Genomic DNA, 17,602 nt, shown 5'->3' with positions numbered 1-17,602 from the left:
CAACACTGCGCACAGGCGTGCTGGCCTACGGCGGCAACGCGCCGGATAATCGGTCGCCTCCAAGGCGCCCCCTTCACCACGCGAGGACCTCCGCGATGCACGCTCCGGTCTCCGGCAGCCCCGGGACGGCGCCCGCCGTGCCCTCCCCCGCCCTGTCGCTGTCGCCCGCCCTGCTCTTCCTGCTCGTCTTCGTCGAGGGCTTCGTCTCGCTCGGCGCCGAGATCCTCGCGCTGCGCCGGCTGGTGCCGCACGTGGGCAGCGCGATCACGGTCACCGCGCCGACGATCGCCTTCTTCCTGCTCGCGCTGGCGCTCGGCTACCAGGCCGGCGGGCAGGTGGCTGGCGACTACCTCGCGCGCGTGCGGCGCAACTTCCTGCTCGCCGCGGCGCTGATCGCGCTCGGGCTGGCGGGTCCGGTGGTGGAGCTGGCCTTCGCCCGGCTGCAGCCGGCACCGGTGGCCTGGGCGGTGGTGGTGTGCGGCGTGCTGTGCCCGGTGGCCTGGCTGCTCGGCCAGACCGTGCCCATCCTCACCAACCTGCTGCGCCACGAGCGCGTCGGCGCGCGCAGCGGGGCGGCGCTGTACTGGTCAACGCTGGGCTCCTTCCTGGGCGCGCTGACGCTGTCGATGGGGGTGATGCAGTGGCTGGGCGTGGGCGCGGCGGTGCTGGTGTGCGCCGGCCTGTTGCTCACAGCGGTACCGGCGCTCGGCCGCGCGGCTGGTGCGCGCCTGCCGTCGGCCGCGGCGGCGCTCGCGATCGCGGGCATGGCGCTGGTGGCCAACCTGGTGCTGCCGCAGCAGATCGAGACCGCCTACGCCACCTACCGCGTCGAGGCGGTGGCGATCCCCGGCTACGTGGCACCCGAGGTCCTGCGCATCAACAACTCGCCGGCCTCCATCCTCGACGCCGGCGAGCCGCCGCGCTACGCGCGCTACATCCGCCGCCTGCGCGACCTGCTGCTCGACGAGCTCGGCTTCCGCGGGCGCAGCGTGCTGGTGCTGGGCGCCGGCGGCTTCACGCTCTCGCACCGCGAGCCGCTCAATCGTTACGTCTATGTCGATATCGACCCCGCGGTGAAGGAGATCGCCGAGCGCGACTTCCTGCGCGAGCCGGTGCGCGGCGAGTTCGTCGCCGCCGACGCGCGTGCCCACCTGCGCGAGACCGCCGCGCGCCACGACGCGGTGGTGGTCGACGTCTACAGCGCGCTCACCAGCATCCCCGCCCACCTGGTCACGCGCGAGTTCTGGCGCGCCACCCGTGCCGTGCTGAAGCCGGGCGGCGTCCTCGCCGCCAACCTGATCCTCGACCGCGAGCTCGCCAGCCCCTACGCGCGCAGCCTGCTGGCGAGCATCCAGGCCGAGTACGGCGCGTGCGCGGTCGAGGTGCTGTTCCGCGACCGCCCGCAGGGCAACGTGCTGGTGATCTGCTCCGCCCCGTCCACGGCGCACGCGGCGCAGGAACCCGCCCTGCCCTACACCGACGAGCGCAACCGCGCCGACCTCGACGTGCTGCGCGGCAGCTGATCAGCCGTCCGACGCCGCCAGCCCGGCCTCGAACACGTCCAGCGCGACCGGCTGCCCGAACAGGTAGCCCTGGTAGGCGCGGCAGCCGTGCGCCGCCAGGAAGGCATACTGCGCCTCGGTCTCGACCCCTTCGGCGATCACGGCGAGGCCGAGGCTGTCGCCGAGGGCGAGGATGGTGCGCACGATGCTGGCATCGTTGGGATCGGACATCAGGTCGCGCACGAAAGACTGGTCGATCTTCAACTGCGCCAGCGGCAGGCGCTTGAGATAGGCGAGCGAGGAGTAACCGGTGCCGAAGTCGTCGAGCGCGAAACGGATGCCGAGCGCACGCAGCGTCTCCATGCGCTCGATCACCGCCTCGGTGTCCTCGATCAGGCTGCTCTCGGTCAGCTCGAGCTTGAGGCGGTCCGCCGGCGCGCCGGTCTGTTCGAGCAGCGCACGCACCTCGTCGGCGAAGGACGGCTGACGGAACTGACGCGCGCTCACGTTGACCGCAAGCCGCAGGTGCGCGGTCGCGGGGTGGCGGGCCCACAGCGCGAGCTGCCGGCACCCCGTCGCCAGCACCCAGTGGCCGAGCGGCACGATCAGCCCGGTTTCCTCGGCGAGGTCGATGAATCCGCCCGGGTGGATCAGCCCCTTCTCGGGATGACGCCAGCGCACCAGCGCCTCGGCGCCCGCGGGCCGTCGCTGCGCATCCACCTGGACCTGGTAATGCAGCTCGAACTGGCCTCCGCGGATCGCCTGGCGCAGGTCGGAATGCAGGCGCGCGCGCGCGGTGACCGCGGCCTGCATGATCGGGTCGAAGAAGCTGACCGCGTTGCGCCCCGCGGCCTTGGCCTGGTAGAGCGCGGTATCGGCACGACGCAGCAGCTCGGCCGCGCCGACGCCCGGTTCGCCGAAGGCGCTGATGCCGATGCTGGCCGAGCACTGGTAGGAGATCGTCTCGCCCGCCGTGCCGCGCTGCAGCTGGAAGGGTCGGCCGAGCTCCCGGCCGATGCGGTCCGCGACCGCCTTGATGTGCAGGAGCTCGTCGGCGACGTCCTCGAGATCCTCCAGGATCACCACGAACTCGTCGCCCCCCAGGCGCGCGGCCGTGTCGCCCTCGCGGATGCTCAGCCCGAGGCGCGCGGCGACCTTCATCAGCAGCTGGTCTCCGGCCTCGTGGCCGTGGGAATCGTTGAGCTCCTTGAAGTGGTCGAGGTCGATCAGCAGCAGCGCGCCCTGGTGCCGGCGACGCGCACTGCTGCCCAAGGCCCGCTCCAGGCGGTCGAACATCAGACGCCGGTTGGGCAGCCGGGTCAGCGGATCGAAGAAGGCGAGCTCGTGGATCTGGTGCTCCTGGCGCTTGCGCTCGGTGATGTCCTGGTTGAAACCGAAGATGCCCACCACCTCGCCGCCCACGCGGATCGGCGCGACCAGGCACTGGAAGATGCGCGTCTCGCCGTCGACCTCGTACTCGACCTCGCGATGGACGGTCTCGCCGGCGTAGGCACGGCGGTTGGTCTCCAGCCACTCGGTCCGTGCCGCGGGTTCCTTCGCGCTCTCTTCCGGACGCTGGCCGAGCAGGTCGCCCCAGTGCGCCACCGTCATCGCGTTCTGCAGGGTGCAGCGCCCGTCGAGGTCGCGCGCCCAGTATTCCACCGGGGTGTTGTCCACCACGGCGCGCAGCAGCGACTCCTGCTCCTGCAGCGCGCGCTCCATGCGCTCGCGGGCGGTCACCTCGCGCGAAAGCACGTTGAAGCGCTGCGTCCGGCCCGCCGCGCTGGCCATCGGCGCCACCGAGAGCTCGAACCAGCGCGTGCCCTGGGGCGCCTCCACCTTGAACACCTTGCCCGTGGAGCGCCCCTTCGCCGCCGCCTCGCGCAGGGCCTCGAGACAGACCTCGGCCTCTTCCGGCGGCAGCACCTCGCGCACGGTGCGCCCCAGGAACACTTCGGGCGGCGCGGCGAGCAGATCCTCGTCGGGAGTGCGGTAGCCGTGGCAGCGGCCTTCGATGTCGAACTCGAACAAGGGATCGGGCAGGGCCTGGAGGATCGCGGCATAGTCGTTCTTGAGGCCGACCAGCTCCCGCTCCTGCTGCTTGCGCGCCTCGATGTCGATGGCAAGGCCGATCACGCCGACCGGGCGGCCGCCGGCGTCGACGACCGGCTGCTTGATGTTCATGCAGCAGCGCGGCACGGGCGCGTCGGGAAAGCTCAGATATTCCTCGATGACCACCGCCCTGGCGGTCGCGATGACCTGCAGGTCGTTGCGGCGCAGGACCTCGGCCTGATCCGGCGGAAAAAGATCCTGGTCGCAGCGGCCGACGACATCGTCACGCGAGCGTTTCAGCAGCGAGCACGCGAGATCGTTGGCGTAGACATAGCGCCCGTCCGCATCCTTCATGTAGATCGGGACGCGCAGCGTGTCGATGGCCGCCCTCAGGCGAGCGTTGTCGTCGTTCATGTGCAGCCCTGTTGTCCTTGATGATCGCGGCCGGTCGAGCAGCCCGACTCGGGCACAACAGTGTCCGGATCAAGCGCACCGACTGCAACCACAAAATGCATACGGACTTCCCCCGCGGGCAGGGCAGCGGGCACGGTCGCGGCCCCTCGCCCTAGAATGACGGCGCGCCGAACCGACGCACGCCGACACCACAAGCTCGCCCGCCCTTCGTCACGATGACCACTCTCCGCCTGATCCTCGGCGACCAGCTCCACGCCGCCCACTCCTGGTTCCGCGCCCCGCGCGCCGACGCGCTGTACCTCATGATGGAGGTGCGCAGCGAGACCGACTACGTCCGCCACCATGCGCAGAAGGTGCTGGCGATCTTCGCCGCGATGCGCGCCTTCGCCGCCGCGCTGCAGGCCGCCGGTCATCGCGTGCGCTACCTGAAGATCGGCGACGCCGACAACCGCCAGTCCTTCGCCGCCAACCTGGCGCAGGTGGCGGCCGAGTGCGGCGCGACCCGCTTCGAGCGCATGGAGGCCGACGAGTGGCGGGTGGAGCGCCTGCTGGACGAGGCCGCGCAGACGCTCGGCCTGCCGCAGGCGGTGGTCGGCAGCGAGCACTTCCTCGCCGAGCGTGCCGAACTCGCGCAGCGCTTTGCCGCCAAGGTGCCGCGCATGGAGTTCTTCTACCGCGACCTGCGCCGCCGCCACCGCATCCTGGTCGACGCCGACGACGTCCCCGTGGGCGGGGTGTGGAACTTCGACGCGCAGAACCGCGAGAAATGGCCGGGCGACCCGCCCGCGCCGGCATGGCCCTGGCGCGGCCACGACCTCTGCGCGCTGTGGGACGAGATCGTCGCGGCGGGCGTGCGAACCATCGGTGCGCCCCATGCCGACCAGCTGCGCTGGCCGATCACCCGGCGCGAGGCGCGTGCCGGGCTGGCGCACTTCATCGAGCACGCCCTGCCCTGGTTCGGCCCCTACCAGGACGCGATGAGCACGCGCTCGACCACGCTGTTCCACTCCGGGCTGTCGTTCGCGCTCAACGTCAAGCTGCTGCACCCGCGCGAGGTCATCGACGCCGCGCTCGCCGCCTGGCAGGCGGGCAAGGTGGAGCTGGCGAGCTGCGAGGGCTTCGTGCGCCAGATCCTGGGCTGGAGGGAGTTCGTGCGCGGCGTGTATTGGGCGCGCATGCCGGGCTATGCGCAGGCCAATGCGCTCGACGCCCGGCGCCCGCTGCCGGAGTGGTACTGGAGCGGCGACACGAAGATGGCCTGCCTGCGCCACGCCATCGCGCAATCGCTCGACACCGCCTACGCCCACCACATCCAGCGCCTGATGATCACCGGCAACTTCGCGCTGCTGGCGGGCTGCGACCCGGACGCGGTGGACGCCTGGTACCTGGGCATCTACATCGACGCCTTCGAGTGGGTGGAGATGCCCAACACCCGCGGCATGAGCCAGTTCGCCGACGGCGGCGTGATCGCGAGCAAGCCCTACGCCGGTGCGGCGAGCTACATCGGCAAGCAGTCGGACTATTGCAAGGGCTGCGCCTACGACCCCAGGCGCCGCCACGGCGCCAGCGGCAAGCCGGCCTGCCCCTTCAACAGCCTGTACTGGGACTTCCTGCTGCGCCACGAGGCGCGCTTCGCACGCAACCCGCGCATGGCGATGCCGTACAAGGCGTGGGCGAAGATGGACGCGGGCGAGCGCGCCGCCACGCTGGCGCAGGCCGCGCACTGGCTGGCGCGGCTGGACGAACTCTGAGCGGGCCCGCCAACGGACAGAGCCCGGGCCTGCGCGGGCTCTGTCCTGTTTGCCACAGCACAAGGATCAGGCGGCCAGCGCTTCCCAGTCCAGGATCACCTTGCCGCTGTTGCCCGAGAGCATGGTCTCGAAGCCGGTCTTGAACTCCTCGACCGGGTAGTGGTGGGTGATGATCGGGCTCAGGTCCAGCCCGCTCTGCAGCATGGCGACCATCTTGTACCAGGTCTCGAACATCTCGCGGCCGTAGATGCCCTTGATCTCCAGGCCCTTGAAGATGACCTGGTTCCAGTCGATCGCGGTGTTGGACGGCGGAATGCCCAGCAGCGCGATCTTGCCGCCGTGGTTCATGTGCTCGAGCATCGAGGTGAACGCCGACGGCACGCCCGACATCTCGAGGCCGACGTCGAAGCCTTCGACCATGTGCAACTCGGTCTTCACGTCGGCGAGGTTCTCGCGGCTCACATTCACCGCGCGCGTCGCGCCCATCTTGCGGGCGAGCTCCAGGCGGTGATCGTTGACGTCCGTGATGACGACATGGCGCGCGCCGACGTGACGCGCGATCGCCACCGCCATGATGCCGATCGGGCCGGCGCCGGTGATGAGCACGTCCTCGCCGACCAGGTTGAAGGACAGCGCGGTATGGGTGGCGTTGCCGAAGGGGTCGAAGATCGCCGCGAGGTCGTCGGAGATGTCGTCGGGGATCTTGAACGCATTGACCGCCGGGATCGCCAGGTACTCGGCGAACGCGCCCGCGCGGTTCACGCCGACGCCCACGGTGTTGCGGCAGAGGTGGCGACGGCCGGCGCGGCAGTTGCGGCAGAAACCGCAGGTGATGTGCCCCTCGCCCGACACGCGGTCGCCGATCTTGAAGCCGCGCACCTCCTGGCCCATCTCGGCGATCACGCCGACGTACTCGTGGCCGACGTGCATGGGGACGGGAATGGTCTTCTGCGCCCACTCGTCCCACTTCCAGATATGGATGTCCGTGCCGCAGATCGCGGTCTTCTTGATCTTGATGAGGACGTCGTTGGGTCCGACTTCCGGCTTTTCCACGCTGGTCAGCGTGAGCCCCACCGACGGGGTCAATTTGGCCAAGGCCTTCATGGGATTCCTCTCAATCGATATCAGTGGTCGTGGTCACGCAATCGCGCCGAGTGCCTTGCCCACCTTGGCGAAGGCCGCCACCGCGCGGTCGATCTGCGCCGTGGTGTGCGCGGCGCTCATCTGCGTGCGGATGCGGGCCTTGCCCTTGGGCACGACGGGGAAGGAGAAGCCGATGACGTAGATGCCTTCCTTCAGCAGCTCTTCGGCCATGCGACCGGCCAGCTGCGCATCGCCGAGCATGACCGGGACGATGGGGTGATCCTTGCCCGCCAGCGTGAAGCCGAGCTTGGTCATCTCGCGGCGGAAATGTTCGCCGTTTTCCTTGACGCGACGGCACAGTTCAAGACCTTCTTCACTCGCGAGCAGCTCCATCACCTTGATCGAGGCCGCGGCGATGGAGGGCGCGAGCGTGTTGGAGAACAGATAGGGCCGCGAGCGCTGGCGCAGCAGTTCGATGATCTCCTTGTGCCCCGAGGTATAGCCTCCCGAGGAGCCCCCCAGCGCCTTGCCGAGCGTGCCGGTGATGATGTCCACGCGGCCTTCCACGCCGCAGTATTCCGCCGTTCCACGGCCGTGCGTGCCGACGAAGCCGACGGCATGGGAGTCGTCGACCATCACCAGCGCGCCATATTTGTCGGCCAGGTCGCAGACCGACTTCAGGTCGGCGATCACGCCGTCCATGGAGAACACGCCGTCGGTGGCGATCAGCTTGAAGCGCACGCCGGCGGCGTCCGCGGCCTGCAGCTGCGCCTCGAGGTCGGCCATGTCGTTGTTGCGGTAGCGGTAGCGCCTGGCCTTGCACAGGCGCACGCCGTCGATGATGGAGGCGTGGTTGAGCTCGTCGGAGATGACCGCGTCCTCTTCGGTGAGCAGGGTCTCGAACAGGCCGCCGTTGGCGTCGAAGCAGCTGCCGTACAGGATGGTGTCCTCGGTGCCGAGAAACTTCGAGATGCTCGCCTCGAGCTGCTTGTGCACCGACTGCGTGCCGCAGATGAAGCGCACCGACGCCATGCCGAAGCCGTCCTCGGCCAGGCCGTCCTGGGCGGCCTTGACCAGGCGCGGGTCGTTGGCGAGCCCGAGGTAGTTGTTGGCGCAGAAGTTGAGGACGTCCGCACCGGTGCCGAGGTGGACCTGGGCACCCTGAGGGCTGTCGATGACGCGCTCGGCCTTGTAGAAGCCGTCGGCGCGGATCTGATCGACGACACCGTGCAGATGGGCGAGGAAGCGCTCGCGCGCCGGGGATTGGGGCTTGCCGCTCTGTTCGACGGCAGTTGCGGGATTCTTGTTCATGACGACTCCGTTGCAGTGCCCGGGGATTGGAAGCCCCCCGGGCAGGGCTTGATTCAGGGAAGGCGCGGGGCCGGAGCCCCGCCACGCCCGGAGGCCGCGACGGCCGCCGGACGGACACCTGCGCCGTGGCGCAGGCGCACGGTCATGCCGGGATCAGGTGCGATCCAGCTGAAGCGGCTCGCCGCTCTCCGCCGCGCAGGCGGCGGCGGTGAAGAGGACGTCGGTCGAGGAGTTCAGCGCGGTCTCGCACGAGTCCTGCACCACGCTGATGACGAAGCCGATCGCCACCACCTGCATCGCCACGTCGGCCTGGACGCCCAGCAGGCTGGTGGCCATCGGGATCAGCAGCAGCGAGCCCCCCGCCACGCCCGAGGCGCCGCATGCGGCGAGCGCGGACACCAGGCACAGCAGCAGCGCGGTCGGGAAGTCGGTCGCGATGCCGAGGGTGTGCGCCGCGGCGAGCGCCATCACCGAGATCGTGATCGCCGCGCCAGCCATGTTGATCGTGGCGCCGAGCGGGATCGAGATCGAATAGGTGTCCTCGTGCAGGCCCATGCGCTTGCACAGCTCGAGGTTGATGGGGATGTTGGCGGCCGAGCTGCGGGTGAAGAAGGCGGTGACGCCGCTCTCGCGCAGGCAGGTGAACACCAGCGGATAGGGGTTGGTGCGCAGCTTCCAGAACACGAACAGCGGGTTGACCACCAGGGCGACGAAGACCATGCAGCCCACGATCACCATCAGCAGCTTGCCGTAGCCGAGCAGCGCGTCGAAGCCGGACTCGCCCATGGTGGCGGCGACCAGGCCGAAGATGCCGAGCGGGGCGAAGCGGATCACCACCTGCACGATCGAGGACACCGCATCCGCGACGTCATTGACCATCTTGCGGGTGCTCTCCGCGGCATGGCGCAGCGCGACGCCGAGGCCGATCGCCCACGCCAGGATGCCGATGAAATTGGCTTCCATGAGCGCGCGCACCGGATTGGAGACGACGCTCAGCAGCAGGTTCTTGAGCACCCCGAGGATGCCGCCCGGCGGGTTGCCGGTCGCGGCCGCGGTGTCGAGCACCAGCGTGGTCGGGAAGGCGAAGCTGGCGATCACCGCCACCACCGCGGCGGCGAAGGTGCCGAGCAGGTAGAGGACGAGGATCGGGCGCATGTGCGTCGGCTGGCCGTGCCTGTGGTTGGCGATCGCCGCCGCCACCAGCACGAAGACCAGGATCGGCGCGACCGCCTTCAGCGCGGCGATGAAGAGGTCGCCGAGCAGCGCGACCGACTTGGTGGCGCCCGGCGCGATCAGCGCCAGTGCGATGCCGAGGACCAGACCGATGGCGATCTGGGAGATGAGGCTCATGCGCATCACGCGCTGCAGAGCCGTGGGGTTTGCGGTGGTCATTGAGTGTCTCCTCGTGGATGACGTTGTGGTTAGGGAAGCCGGGTGAGGCTGGACCCGGGCACGTGCGGGATGGGCTGTGCCGGGTCGGGGGTGGAACGGGTGGACATTCGGCTGGAGATCCGGTGTGGCGGCGCTCAGCACTCCGGAAAGCTGACGGCGAGGCCGCCGCGGGAGGTCTCCTTGTACTTGTCGAGCATGTCGCGGCCCGTGTCGCGCATGGTCCGGATCACCTGGTCGAGCGAGACCGTGTGCGCGCCGTCGCCGCGCAGGGCGAGCTGGGCGGCGTTGATGGCCTTGATCGAGGCCATCGCGTTGCGCTCGATGCAGGGCACCTGCACCAGGCCGCCGACGGGGTCGCAGGTCAGGCCGAGGTTGTGCTCGAGGCCGATCTCGGCGGCGTTCTCGACCTGCTCGGGCGTGCCGCCGAGCACTTCGGCCAGGCCCGCGGCGGCCATCGCGCAGGCCGAGCCGACCTCGCCCTGGCAGCCGACCTCGGCGCCGGAGATGGAGGCGTTCTTCTTGCACAGCACGCCGACCGCGGCGGCGGCGAGGAGGAAGTTCTCCACGTCGCGCTCGTCGCTGCCGGGCATGAACTTCATGTAGTAGTGCATCACCGCCGGGATGATACCGGCCGCACCATTGGTGGGCGCCGTGACGACGCGGCCGCCGCCGGCGTTCTCTTCATTGACCGCGAGCGCGTAGAGGTTGACCCAGTCGAGCGCGCTCATCGAGTCGCTGATCATGTTGCGCCCGCTCGCCTGCTCGCTGAGCTTGCGATACAGCCCCGGCGCGCGCCGGCGCACGTTGAGCCCGCCGGGCAGCACGCCCTCGTGGCCCACGCCGCGCGTCACGCAGGCGCGCATCACGTCCCAGATGCGCAGCAGCGCGGCGCGCGTCTCCGCCTCGCTGCGCCAGGCCGACTCGTTGGCCAGCATCAGCTCGCTGATGCGCAGGCCGTGGCGGCGGCACTGGGCGAGCAGCTCTGCGCCGGTGTCGAAGGGATAGGGCACGGCGACCGCGGCCTCGGCCGGCGCGCCCGACTGCGCCTGCGCCTCGTCGACCACGAAGCCGCCACCCACCGAGTAGTAGGTGTTCTCGTACAGCACGCCAGCCTCGCCGTGCGCGGCCAGGCGCATCGCGTTGGGATGGTAGGGCAGGCTCACCGGCAGCAGGCGCAGGTCGCGCGTCCACTCGAAGGGCACCGCCGTCGTGCCGCCTAGCGGCAGGCTGGCATCGATGCGCACCGCATCGACCGCGCCCACCAGGAAGTCGGGATCAACCTCGTCCGGGCGCGCGCCCATCAGGCCGGCCACCACCGCGCGGTCGGTGCCGTGGCCAACGCCGGTCGCCGACAGCGAGCCGTAGAGCTTCGCCTCGATGCGGCGCACCTGGTCGAGCAGGCCGCGGCGCTGCAGCTCGGCGACGAAATCGTGCGCGGCCCGCATCGGCCCGACCGTGTGCGAGCTGGACGGACCGACGCCGATCTTGAACAGGTCGAGTACGCTGATGGACATGGGAGACTCCGAGGGGAAACGGCTTGTTGATTTAATTCTGCTAAGCACGAAAATACTTATCAGTGCATGAGCGGCATTCTCCAGCTGGATGGGCGGGTGCTCAATCGATAGTTATTGATCTTTTCTTTAGCAAAACTAAACCATGGCTACGAGCGCACCCTCCCAGATCCATACCCGGCTACGCGTCTTCCTCGCCGTCGCGCGTCACCTGTCCTTCACCCGCGCCGGCGAGGAGCTCAGCATCACCACCGGCGCGGTGAGCCAGCAGATCAAGCTGCTCGAGGACTGGCTCGCCCAGCGCCTGTTCCGCCGCCTGCCGCGCCGGCTCGAGCTCACCGACGCGGGCAAGCGCCTGCTCGCCGCGGTCGATCCGGCCTACGCCGCGGTCGAGCTCGCCATCGGCCGCCTGCGTGGCGGCGCGCTCAGCGGCGTGGTACGGGTGCGCACCCTGCCCTCCTTCCTCGCCACCTGGCTGGTCCCGCGTCTGCCGCGCCTGATGGCGCGCTTTCCGCAGATCGAGCTGCAGGTCGAGGCCGAGGACAGCACGTACTCGCTACGCGACGGCGAGTTCGACCTCGCGATCGACCTCAACGACGGCAGCTACCCCGGCTTCCAGAGCACCGTGCTGCTGGAAGAGGAGATCTTCCCGGTGTGCTCGCCACGCCTGCTCGAAGGCCGTCCACCGCTGCTCGGCGCCGAGGACCTGCGCCACTACCCGCTGCTGCACGACATGACCGCCTGGCGCGGGAGCCCGCCCTACGCCGAGTGGGAGCGCTACCTGAAGGCCATCGGCGCACCCCAGGTGGAGGTACGACGGGGCTACATGTTCAACCGCAACCACATCACCATGCAGTGCGCGATCGCCGGCATGGGGGTGGCGATCGCGCGCCGCACCCTGATCACCGACGAACTCGACAGCGGCCGCCTGGTGGCGCCCTTCGCGCAGTCGGTGCGCACCGGCAAGCGCTACTGCGTGATCCATTCCGCCGGGGCGCTCGCCGATCCGCGCGTGGCCACGGTGCACGACTGGCTGGCGGCCGAGGCGCGTGCGGCGGAACTCGCCGCCGGCCCTTGCGCAGATACGGCGCCCGCGCCCGGCGACTGAACGCCAGCGGCCGCGGACGCGGAGCCCGTCACCCGATCATGTGCCCGGGCAGCCAGGTCACCAGGCCGGGGAAGGTGTACAGCAGCACCACCGCCAGCACCATCAGCAGGAAGTAGGGCAGCGCGTAGCGCGCGATCACCGTCATGTCGCGCCCGGTGAGGCCCTGCAGCACGAAGAGGTTGAAGCCGACCGGCGGGGTGACCTGCGCCATCTCCACCACCACCACCACGAAGATGCCGAACCACAGCGGATCGATGCCCGCGGCCTGGATGGTCGGCATCAGCACCGCCATCGTCAGCACCACGATCGAGATGCCGTCGAGGAAGCAGCCGAGCAGGATGTAGAAGATCGCCAGCGCCACCAGCAGCATGCCCGGGGTGAGGCCGAGCCCGCCGATCCACTCGGCGAGATGGCGGGGCAGGCCGATGTAGCCCATCGCGAGGGTCAGGAAGGCCGAGCCGGCGAGGATCAGCGCGATCATGCAGTACAGCCGGGTGGCGCCCATCAGCGCACCGAAGAAGCTCTTGCGATTGAGCGTGCGCTGGCTGGCGGCGATGATCAGGCTGCCGATCACGCCGATCGCGGCGGCCTCGGTCGCGGTGGCGATGCCGCTGTAGATCGAGCCGAGCACGCCGCCGATCAGCAGGATCACCGGGATCAGGTTCTTCGAGGCGCGCAGCTTGCCCATGAAGTCGGTCTTGAGGTCGGCGGCGGGGATCTTGCCCGGGTTCATCAGCGACCACACCACCACCCAGCCCATGAAAAGGCTCGCCAGCAGGATGCCGGGCAGCACGCCGCCGATGAAGAGCTTGGAGATCGACACGTCCGCCGCCACGCCGTACACGATCATGATGATCGAGGGCGGGATCAGCAGGCCCAGCGTGCCGGCACCCGCCAGGGTGCCCAGCGCCATCGACTCGGGGTAGCCGCGGCGCTGCAGCTCGGGCAGCGCGATCTTGCCGATGGTGGCGCAGGTCGCCGCCGACGAGCCCGACACCGCGGCGAACAAGGTGCAGCCGATGATGTTGGTGTGGAGCAGGCGGCCCGGCAGGCGTTCCAGCCAGGGCGACAGGCCCTTGAACATGTCTTCCGACAGCTTGGTGCGGAAGAGGATCTCGCCCATCCACAGGAACAGCGGCAGCGCGGTCAGGGTCCAGCTCGAACCGTGGCTCCAGATCGCCACCGCCATGCCGTCGCCCGGCGCGCGCGGCGTGAAGCCGAGCATGCCGAGGATGCCGATCGCCATCAGCGCGAGGCCAATCCATACGCCGCCGGCGAGCAGCGCCAGCATCAGGCCGATCAGTACGGCCGCAATCATGACTTCCATGGCGCGCTCCTTTTATTCCATGCGCGCGGCTTCGCCGCTGTGGGTGGCGAGTCGCGCCGGTGCGCGCCCCAGGGTGGTCATCACCAGGTCGTCGATCAGCGCGATCAGCAGCACGACCGAGCCGAAGGCCATCGACAGTTGCGGAATCCACAGTGGCGTGGCGTCCACGCCCTGCGAGATTTCCTCGAATTCGTGCGACTGCAGCACCATGCGCACGGCGTAGAAGGCCAGCATCGCCGCCACCGCGGTGCCGGCGGCGAGCGAGAACCACTCCAGCGCCGCGCGCAGGCGCGGGCCGACGCGCTCGAGCACCAGGCTCACGCGGATGTGCTCGCCGTGCTTGAAGGTGTAGGCCAGCGCGAGGAAGCCGCAGGCCGCCATCGCGTAGCCGGCGTAGTCGTCGGTGCCGGGCAGGTAGATGCCGAGCGGGCGCGTGAAGACGCCGGTCGCGACCAGCACCAGCGTGGCCACCATGCCGACCGCGGCGAGCGCCCCGGACAGGCGGTACAAGGAATCGAGGAACGCTCTCATGGGCGATCTCCTGAACAAGAAGGCCCCGCCACGGCGGGGCCGATGCGGCATCCGCCGGTCACTTCAGCTTGCGGTAGGCGTCGAGGATGGCCTGGCCGTCCGGACCGGCCTTCTCGACCCACTCGGCGGTCATCTTCTCGCCGACCTTGAGCAGCTCGGCCTGCAGCGCCTCCGGCGCGGGCTGGACCTTCATCTTGTTGGCCTTGAGCTGGTCGATGTACCAGGCGGTCTTCTCTTCCGACACCTTCCAGCCGCGCTCCTCGGCCGCGGCGGCGGCCTTCAGCAGGGCATCGCGCGACGGCTGGTCGAGTGCGTCGAAGGCCTTCTTCGACACGAACACGATGTTCTTCGGCAGCCAGGCCTGGATGTCGTAGTAGTGGCTCAGGTTTTCCCAGCTCTTGGTGTCGTAACCGGTGGCCGAGGAGGTCAGGTTGGCCGACACCACGCCGGTCGACAGCGCCTGGGTGAGGTCGGCGGCCTGCACGGTCACCGGCTGCCCCCCATCAGCTCGATCATGCGCGCCACGGTCGGGCTGTAGGAGCGGATCTTCATGCCCTTGAGGTCGCCGATGCTCTTGAGCTCGGTCATGGAGTACAGGCCCTGCGGCGGCCAGGCCACCGAGTACAGGATCTTGAGGCCGTTCTTCGCCAGGCGCGCTTCGACCGCCGCCTTCGAGGCCTGCCAAAGCTTCTTCGAATCCGCATAGCCGGTGGCCAGGAAGGGCACGGTGTCGAGCGCGTAGAGCGCGTCCTCGTTGGCCAGCCCGGAGATGATCAGCTCGCCGATCTGCGCCTGCCCGGACTGCACCGCGCGCTTGATCTCGTTGGCCTTGAACAGCGAGCCGTTGGCGTGCACGGTGATCTTGAGCTTGCCGCCGGTGGCCTCGTCGACCTCCTTGGCGAACTGCTGGATGTTCTCGGTGTGGAAGTTGTTGGCCGGGTAGGGCGTGGGCATGTCCCACGCGGTCTGGGCGTGGGCGACGGCGGCCAGACCCAGGCCTACGAGCGAAGTGGCGATCACCTTGACGAGGGGACGCGGGAAGCGCATGGCGATTACTCCTGGTAGAGGAGGGCGAGAAGCCCGGAACGCGGATTGGCGGGCGGCGACCGGTCTTCGATAAGTCACCGTTATTGCACAATAGAGATTTTGTGGGTATCTTGTCAACAAAACGTACACGTTTTTTTTGCAAAACGTCCGCGAAACCTTGTCTTCCACCCCCGGAGGCAGTCATGAAAGAAGCCAGCCGCATCGTGTCCTCCCAGCACCTGATCTCGCCGAAATCGCCCGAACTTTCCGAGATGGAGTTCGGCCTCATCATCGCCTGGCATGCTTTCGCACGCTGGATGATGCGCTGCATGACCACCGCCGGCGTCAAGGACATGACGCCGATCGACGTGCTGGTGCTGCACCACGTGTCGCACCGCGACTCCGAGAAGCGCCTTGCGGACATCTGCTTCGTGCTCAACGTCGAGGACACCCACGTCGTCTCCTACTCGCTGCGCAAGCTCGCCGGACTCGGCCTGGTGCAGAGCGTCAAGAAGGGCAAGGAGGCGTTCTTCTCCGTCACCGAGCGGGGCCGCGAGATCTGCCTGGCGTACCGCGACGTACGCGAGGCCTGCCTGATGCCCGGCTTCACCGGCAGCCCCGAGGACAACGCCCAGATCGGCGAACTCGCCCGCCTGCTGCGCACCCTGTCCGGCCGCTACGACCAGGCCGCGCGCGCGGCCTCCACTTCATCGCTGTAAATCCGCTGCACATCACCAGGGAGCCCTCCCGTGAGCTTTCGCATCCTCGACGCCGGCGACGCCGCGCTCACCATCGAATTCGGCAGCATCATCGACCCTGCCCTGCTGGCCGAGGTCAATGCGCTCGACGCCGCCGTGCTGCGCCGGAAACAGGCGGGCGAACTGCCGGGCGTGATCGAGACCATGCCCACCTTCCGCTCGCTGACCGTGTTCTTCGACCCGCTCGTCACCGACCGCGATGCGGTGCTCGCCACGCTGCAGCCGCTGATCGCCGCCGCCGAGCACGGCAGCACCACCGACGGCCGCCACTGGCGCCTGCCGGTGTGCTACGAGGGCGAGGCCGCCCCCGACCTCGCCGAGGTGGCGGGCGCGATCGGCATCGGCGAGGACGAGGTCGTCGCGCTGCACAGCGGAGCGGAATACCTGGTCTACATGATCGGCTTCCTGCCCGGCTTCCCCTTCATGGGCGACCTGCCCGCGCCGCTGCGCCTGCCACGCCGTGCCCAGCCGCGCGTGCGCGTGCCCGCCGGAAGCGTGGCGATCGCCACTGGCCTGACCGCGATCTACCCCTGGGAGAGCCCCGGCGGATGGCACCTGCTCGGGCGCTGCCCGGTGCCGTTGTTCGACGCCCGCCGCACCTCGCCCTCGCTGCTCGCGGCCGGAGACCGCGTGCGCTTCGTCCCGGTGAGCGCCCAGGAATGCCGCGCCATCGAGGCCGGCCTCGCCAGCGCCGAAATCGACCCCATGCAATGGCTGGAAAGCGCCCCGACCCCCGCGGAGAACGCAGCATGAGCACCCGGACCGAAGTGGAAATCCTCTCCCCCGGCGCCTTCGCCTCCATCCAGGACGGCGGCCGCCGCGGCCACCGCCGCATCGGCGTGCCTTGGGCGGGCGTGCTCGACCGCCGCCTGATGCGCATCGCCAATGCGCTCGCCGGTCGCGCCGAGGACGCCGCGGTGATCGAATGCTTCGACGGCGGCCTGCACGTCGCCGCGAGCGGCGGCGCGGTGAAGCTCGCGGTGGCCGGCGACGCGGTGGTCGAGGTCGAAGGCACCGAGGGCCGGCGCCAGCTCGCGCCGTGGCGCTCGGTGACGCTGGCCGACGGCGAGCAGCTGCGCATCCGCAAGATGGAGGGCGGACGCATCGCCATGGTCGCGATCGTCGGCCTCGAGCCGGCGGCGGTGATGGGCAGCGCCTCGACCTATGCGCGCGCCGGCATCGGCGGCGTGGATGGCCGTGCGCTCGGCGCCGGCACGCGCCTGGCGCTCTCCGCCGACGCCGACCCCTGGGACAGCGACCGCGTGCTCGCCCAGTCGCCCGCGGCCGACACCGGTCCGATCCGCCTGGTGCCCGGTCCGCAGGCCGACCACTTCAGCCCCACCGCGCTCGACGCCCTGGTGGGCGGCGAGTATCGCGTCACCACCGAGGCCGACCGCATGGGCATCCGCCTCGAGGGCGCGCAGCTGGAGCACGCCGGCGCCGCCGAGATCGTCTCCGACGCCACCGTGCCCGGCTCCATCCAGGTGCCCGGTGCCGGCCAGCCCATCGTGCTGCTCGCCGACGCGCAGACCGCCGGCGGCTATCCCAAGATCGCCACCGTGATCGGCGCCGACCTCGGCCGTCTCGCCGCGCTGCGCCCCGGCCAGAGCCTGCGCTTCGCCGCCGTGAGCGCCGCCGAGGGCGCGTGCATCGCGCGCGCCGCAGAGACCGAGACCCGGGCGTTGATCGCCTCGATCCGCGCCCTGCCGCCCGATGGCATCGACCTGATGGCGCTGTACACCGGGAACCTGGTCGACGGCGTCGTGCATGCCCTCGGCACCGAATACCGACCGCTGTATTGATCGCACAAGCGCCGCCCGCCCTGGCGCGACGCAA

The 17,602-nt window shown here is 69.7% G+C and carries 13 protein-coding genes and 1 pseudogene; 6 read left to right on the top strand and 8 right to left on the bottom strand.

Going from position 1 to position 17,602, the window contains the following annotated elements; translation table 11 throughout:
* Positions 1 to 137: 137 nt before the first annotated feature.
* Complete coding sequence (locus tag TMZ1T_RS02580) at positions 138 to 1,523, top strand: fused MFS/spermidine synthase (protein ID WP_231570626.1); 1,386 nt, start codon at positions 138 to 140, stop codon at positions 1,521 to 1,523.
* Here the strand turns inward: TMZ1T_RS02580 and TMZ1T_RS02575 are convergent, their stop codons facing one another.
* Positions 1,524 to 3,968, bottom strand: a complete 2,445-nt coding sequence (locus TMZ1T_RS02575; protein WP_004309497.1) for a sensor domain-containing protein — start codon at positions 3,966 to 3,968, stop codon at positions 1,524 to 1,526.
* A gap of 215 nt (positions 3,969 to 4,183) precedes the next feature.
* Here TMZ1T_RS02575 and TMZ1T_RS02570 point away from each other — a divergent pair, with 215 nt between their 5' ends.
* Positions 4,184 to 5,719 carry a cryptochrome/photolyase family protein gene (locus tag TMZ1T_RS02570; RefSeq protein WP_012584492.1) on the top strand — a complete coding sequence of 512 codons (1,536 nt, stop codon included), beginning with the start codon at positions 4,184 to 4,186 and terminating at the stop codon, positions 5,717 to 5,719.
* Positions 5,720 to 5,785: 66 nt separating this feature from the next.
* Here the strand turns inward: TMZ1T_RS02570 and tdh are convergent, their stop codons facing one another.
* The 4 genes from tdh to TMZ1T_RS02550 all read right to left on the bottom strand — a co-directional run bounded on the left by tdh (position 5,786) and on the right by TMZ1T_RS02550 (position 11,019).
* Positions 5,786 to 6,823 carry an L-threonine 3-dehydrogenase gene (gene tdh, locus TMZ1T_RS02565; protein WP_004309492.1) on the bottom strand — a complete coding sequence of 346 codons (1,038 nt, stop codon included), beginning with the start codon at positions 6,821 to 6,823 and terminating at the stop codon, positions 5,786 to 5,788.
* 33 nt (positions 6,824 to 6,856) lie between these two features.
* Complete coding sequence (locus TMZ1T_RS02560; RefSeq protein ID WP_012584491.1) at positions 6,857 to 8,113, bottom strand: glycine C-acetyltransferase; 1,257 nt, start codon at positions 8,111 to 8,113, stop codon at positions 6,857 to 6,859.
* A gap of 153 nt (positions 8,114 to 8,266) precedes the next feature.
* On the bottom strand, positions 8,267 to 9,505 hold the full coding sequence (sstT, locus tag TMZ1T_RS02555; protein WP_004309489.1) for a serine/threonine transporter SstT: 1,239 nt from the start codon (positions 9,503 to 9,505) through the stop codon (positions 8,267 to 8,269).
* Positions 9,506 to 9,639: 134 nt separating this feature from the next.
* On the bottom strand, positions 9,640 to 11,019 hold the full coding sequence (locus TMZ1T_RS02550) for an L-serine ammonia-lyase (RefSeq protein WP_004309487.1): 1,380 nt from the start codon (positions 11,017 to 11,019) through the stop codon (positions 9,640 to 9,642).
* A 142-nt stretch (positions 11,020 to 11,161) separates the two neighbouring features.
* Here TMZ1T_RS02550 and TMZ1T_RS02545 point away from each other — a divergent pair, with 142 nt between their 5' ends.
* Positions 11,162 to 12,124: a LysR substrate-binding domain-containing protein gene (locus TMZ1T_RS02545; protein ID WP_004309486.1), complete on the top strand. Its 963-nt coding sequence runs from the start codon at positions 11,162 to 11,164 to the stop codon at positions 12,122 to 12,124.
* Between the two features lie 28 nt (positions 12,125 to 12,152).
* Here the strand turns inward: TMZ1T_RS02545 and TMZ1T_RS02540 are convergent, their stop codons facing one another.
* The 3 genes and pseudogenes from TMZ1T_RS02540 to TMZ1T_RS02530 all read right to left on the bottom strand — a co-directional run bounded on the left by TMZ1T_RS02540 (position 12,153) and on the right by TMZ1T_RS02530 (position 14,936).
* Positions 12,153 to 13,451, bottom strand: coding sequence for a TRAP transporter large permease (locus tag TMZ1T_RS02540; protein WP_004309484.1), 1,299 nt, complete (start codon positions 13,449 to 13,451; stop codon positions 12,153 to 12,155).
* A 12-nt stretch (positions 13,452 to 13,463) separates the two neighbouring features.
* The gene (locus TMZ1T_RS02535; RefSeq protein WP_004309483.1) at positions 13,464 to 13,982 is read right to left on the bottom strand and encodes a TRAP transporter small permease; all 519 of its coding nucleotides are present in this window, start codon (positions 13,980 to 13,982) and stop codon (positions 13,464 to 13,466) included.
* Positions 13,983 to 14,040: 58 nt separating this feature from the next.
* A pseudogene (locus TMZ1T_RS02530) lies at positions 14,041 to 14,936 on the bottom strand (TRAP transporter substrate-binding protein).
* A gap of 275 nt (positions 14,937 to 15,211) precedes the next feature.
* On the opposite strand from TMZ1T_RS02530, the gene TMZ1T_RS02525 reads away from it, so the two are divergent.
* From TMZ1T_RS02525 to TMZ1T_RS02515, 3 genes are read left to right on the top strand one after another with little or no spacing between them, the layout of a single operon-like run.
* Complete coding sequence (locus TMZ1T_RS02525) at positions 15,212 to 15,727, top strand: winged helix DNA-binding protein (protein WP_004309481.1); 516 nt, start codon at positions 15,212 to 15,214, stop codon at positions 15,725 to 15,727.
* Between the two features lie 30 nt (positions 15,728 to 15,757).
* Positions 15,758 to 16,519, top strand: a complete 762-nt coding sequence (gene pxpB, locus TMZ1T_RS02520; protein ID WP_012584490.1) for a 5-oxoprolinase subunit PxpB — start codon at positions 15,758 to 15,760, stop codon at positions 16,517 to 16,519.
* Entirely contained in the window at positions 16,516 to 17,568 is a 1,053-nt protein-coding gene (locus tag TMZ1T_RS02515; RefSeq protein WP_012584489.1) for a 5-oxoprolinase subunit C family protein, read from the top strand. The genes pxpB and TMZ1T_RS02515 overlap by 4 nt, the downstream gene beginning before the upstream one ends.
* The last annotated feature ends 34 nt before the right edge of the window (positions 17,569 to 17,602 follow it).

This window comes from Thauera aminoaromatica (assembly GCF_000021765.1).
Taxonomy (GTDB): Bacteria; Pseudomonadota; Gammaproteobacteria; order Burkholderiales; family Rhodocyclaceae; genus Thauera; species Thauera aminoaromatica.
The sequence above is the reverse complement of the archived record's forward strand: the minus strand, read 5'-3'. Positions and strand labels throughout refer to the sequence as shown.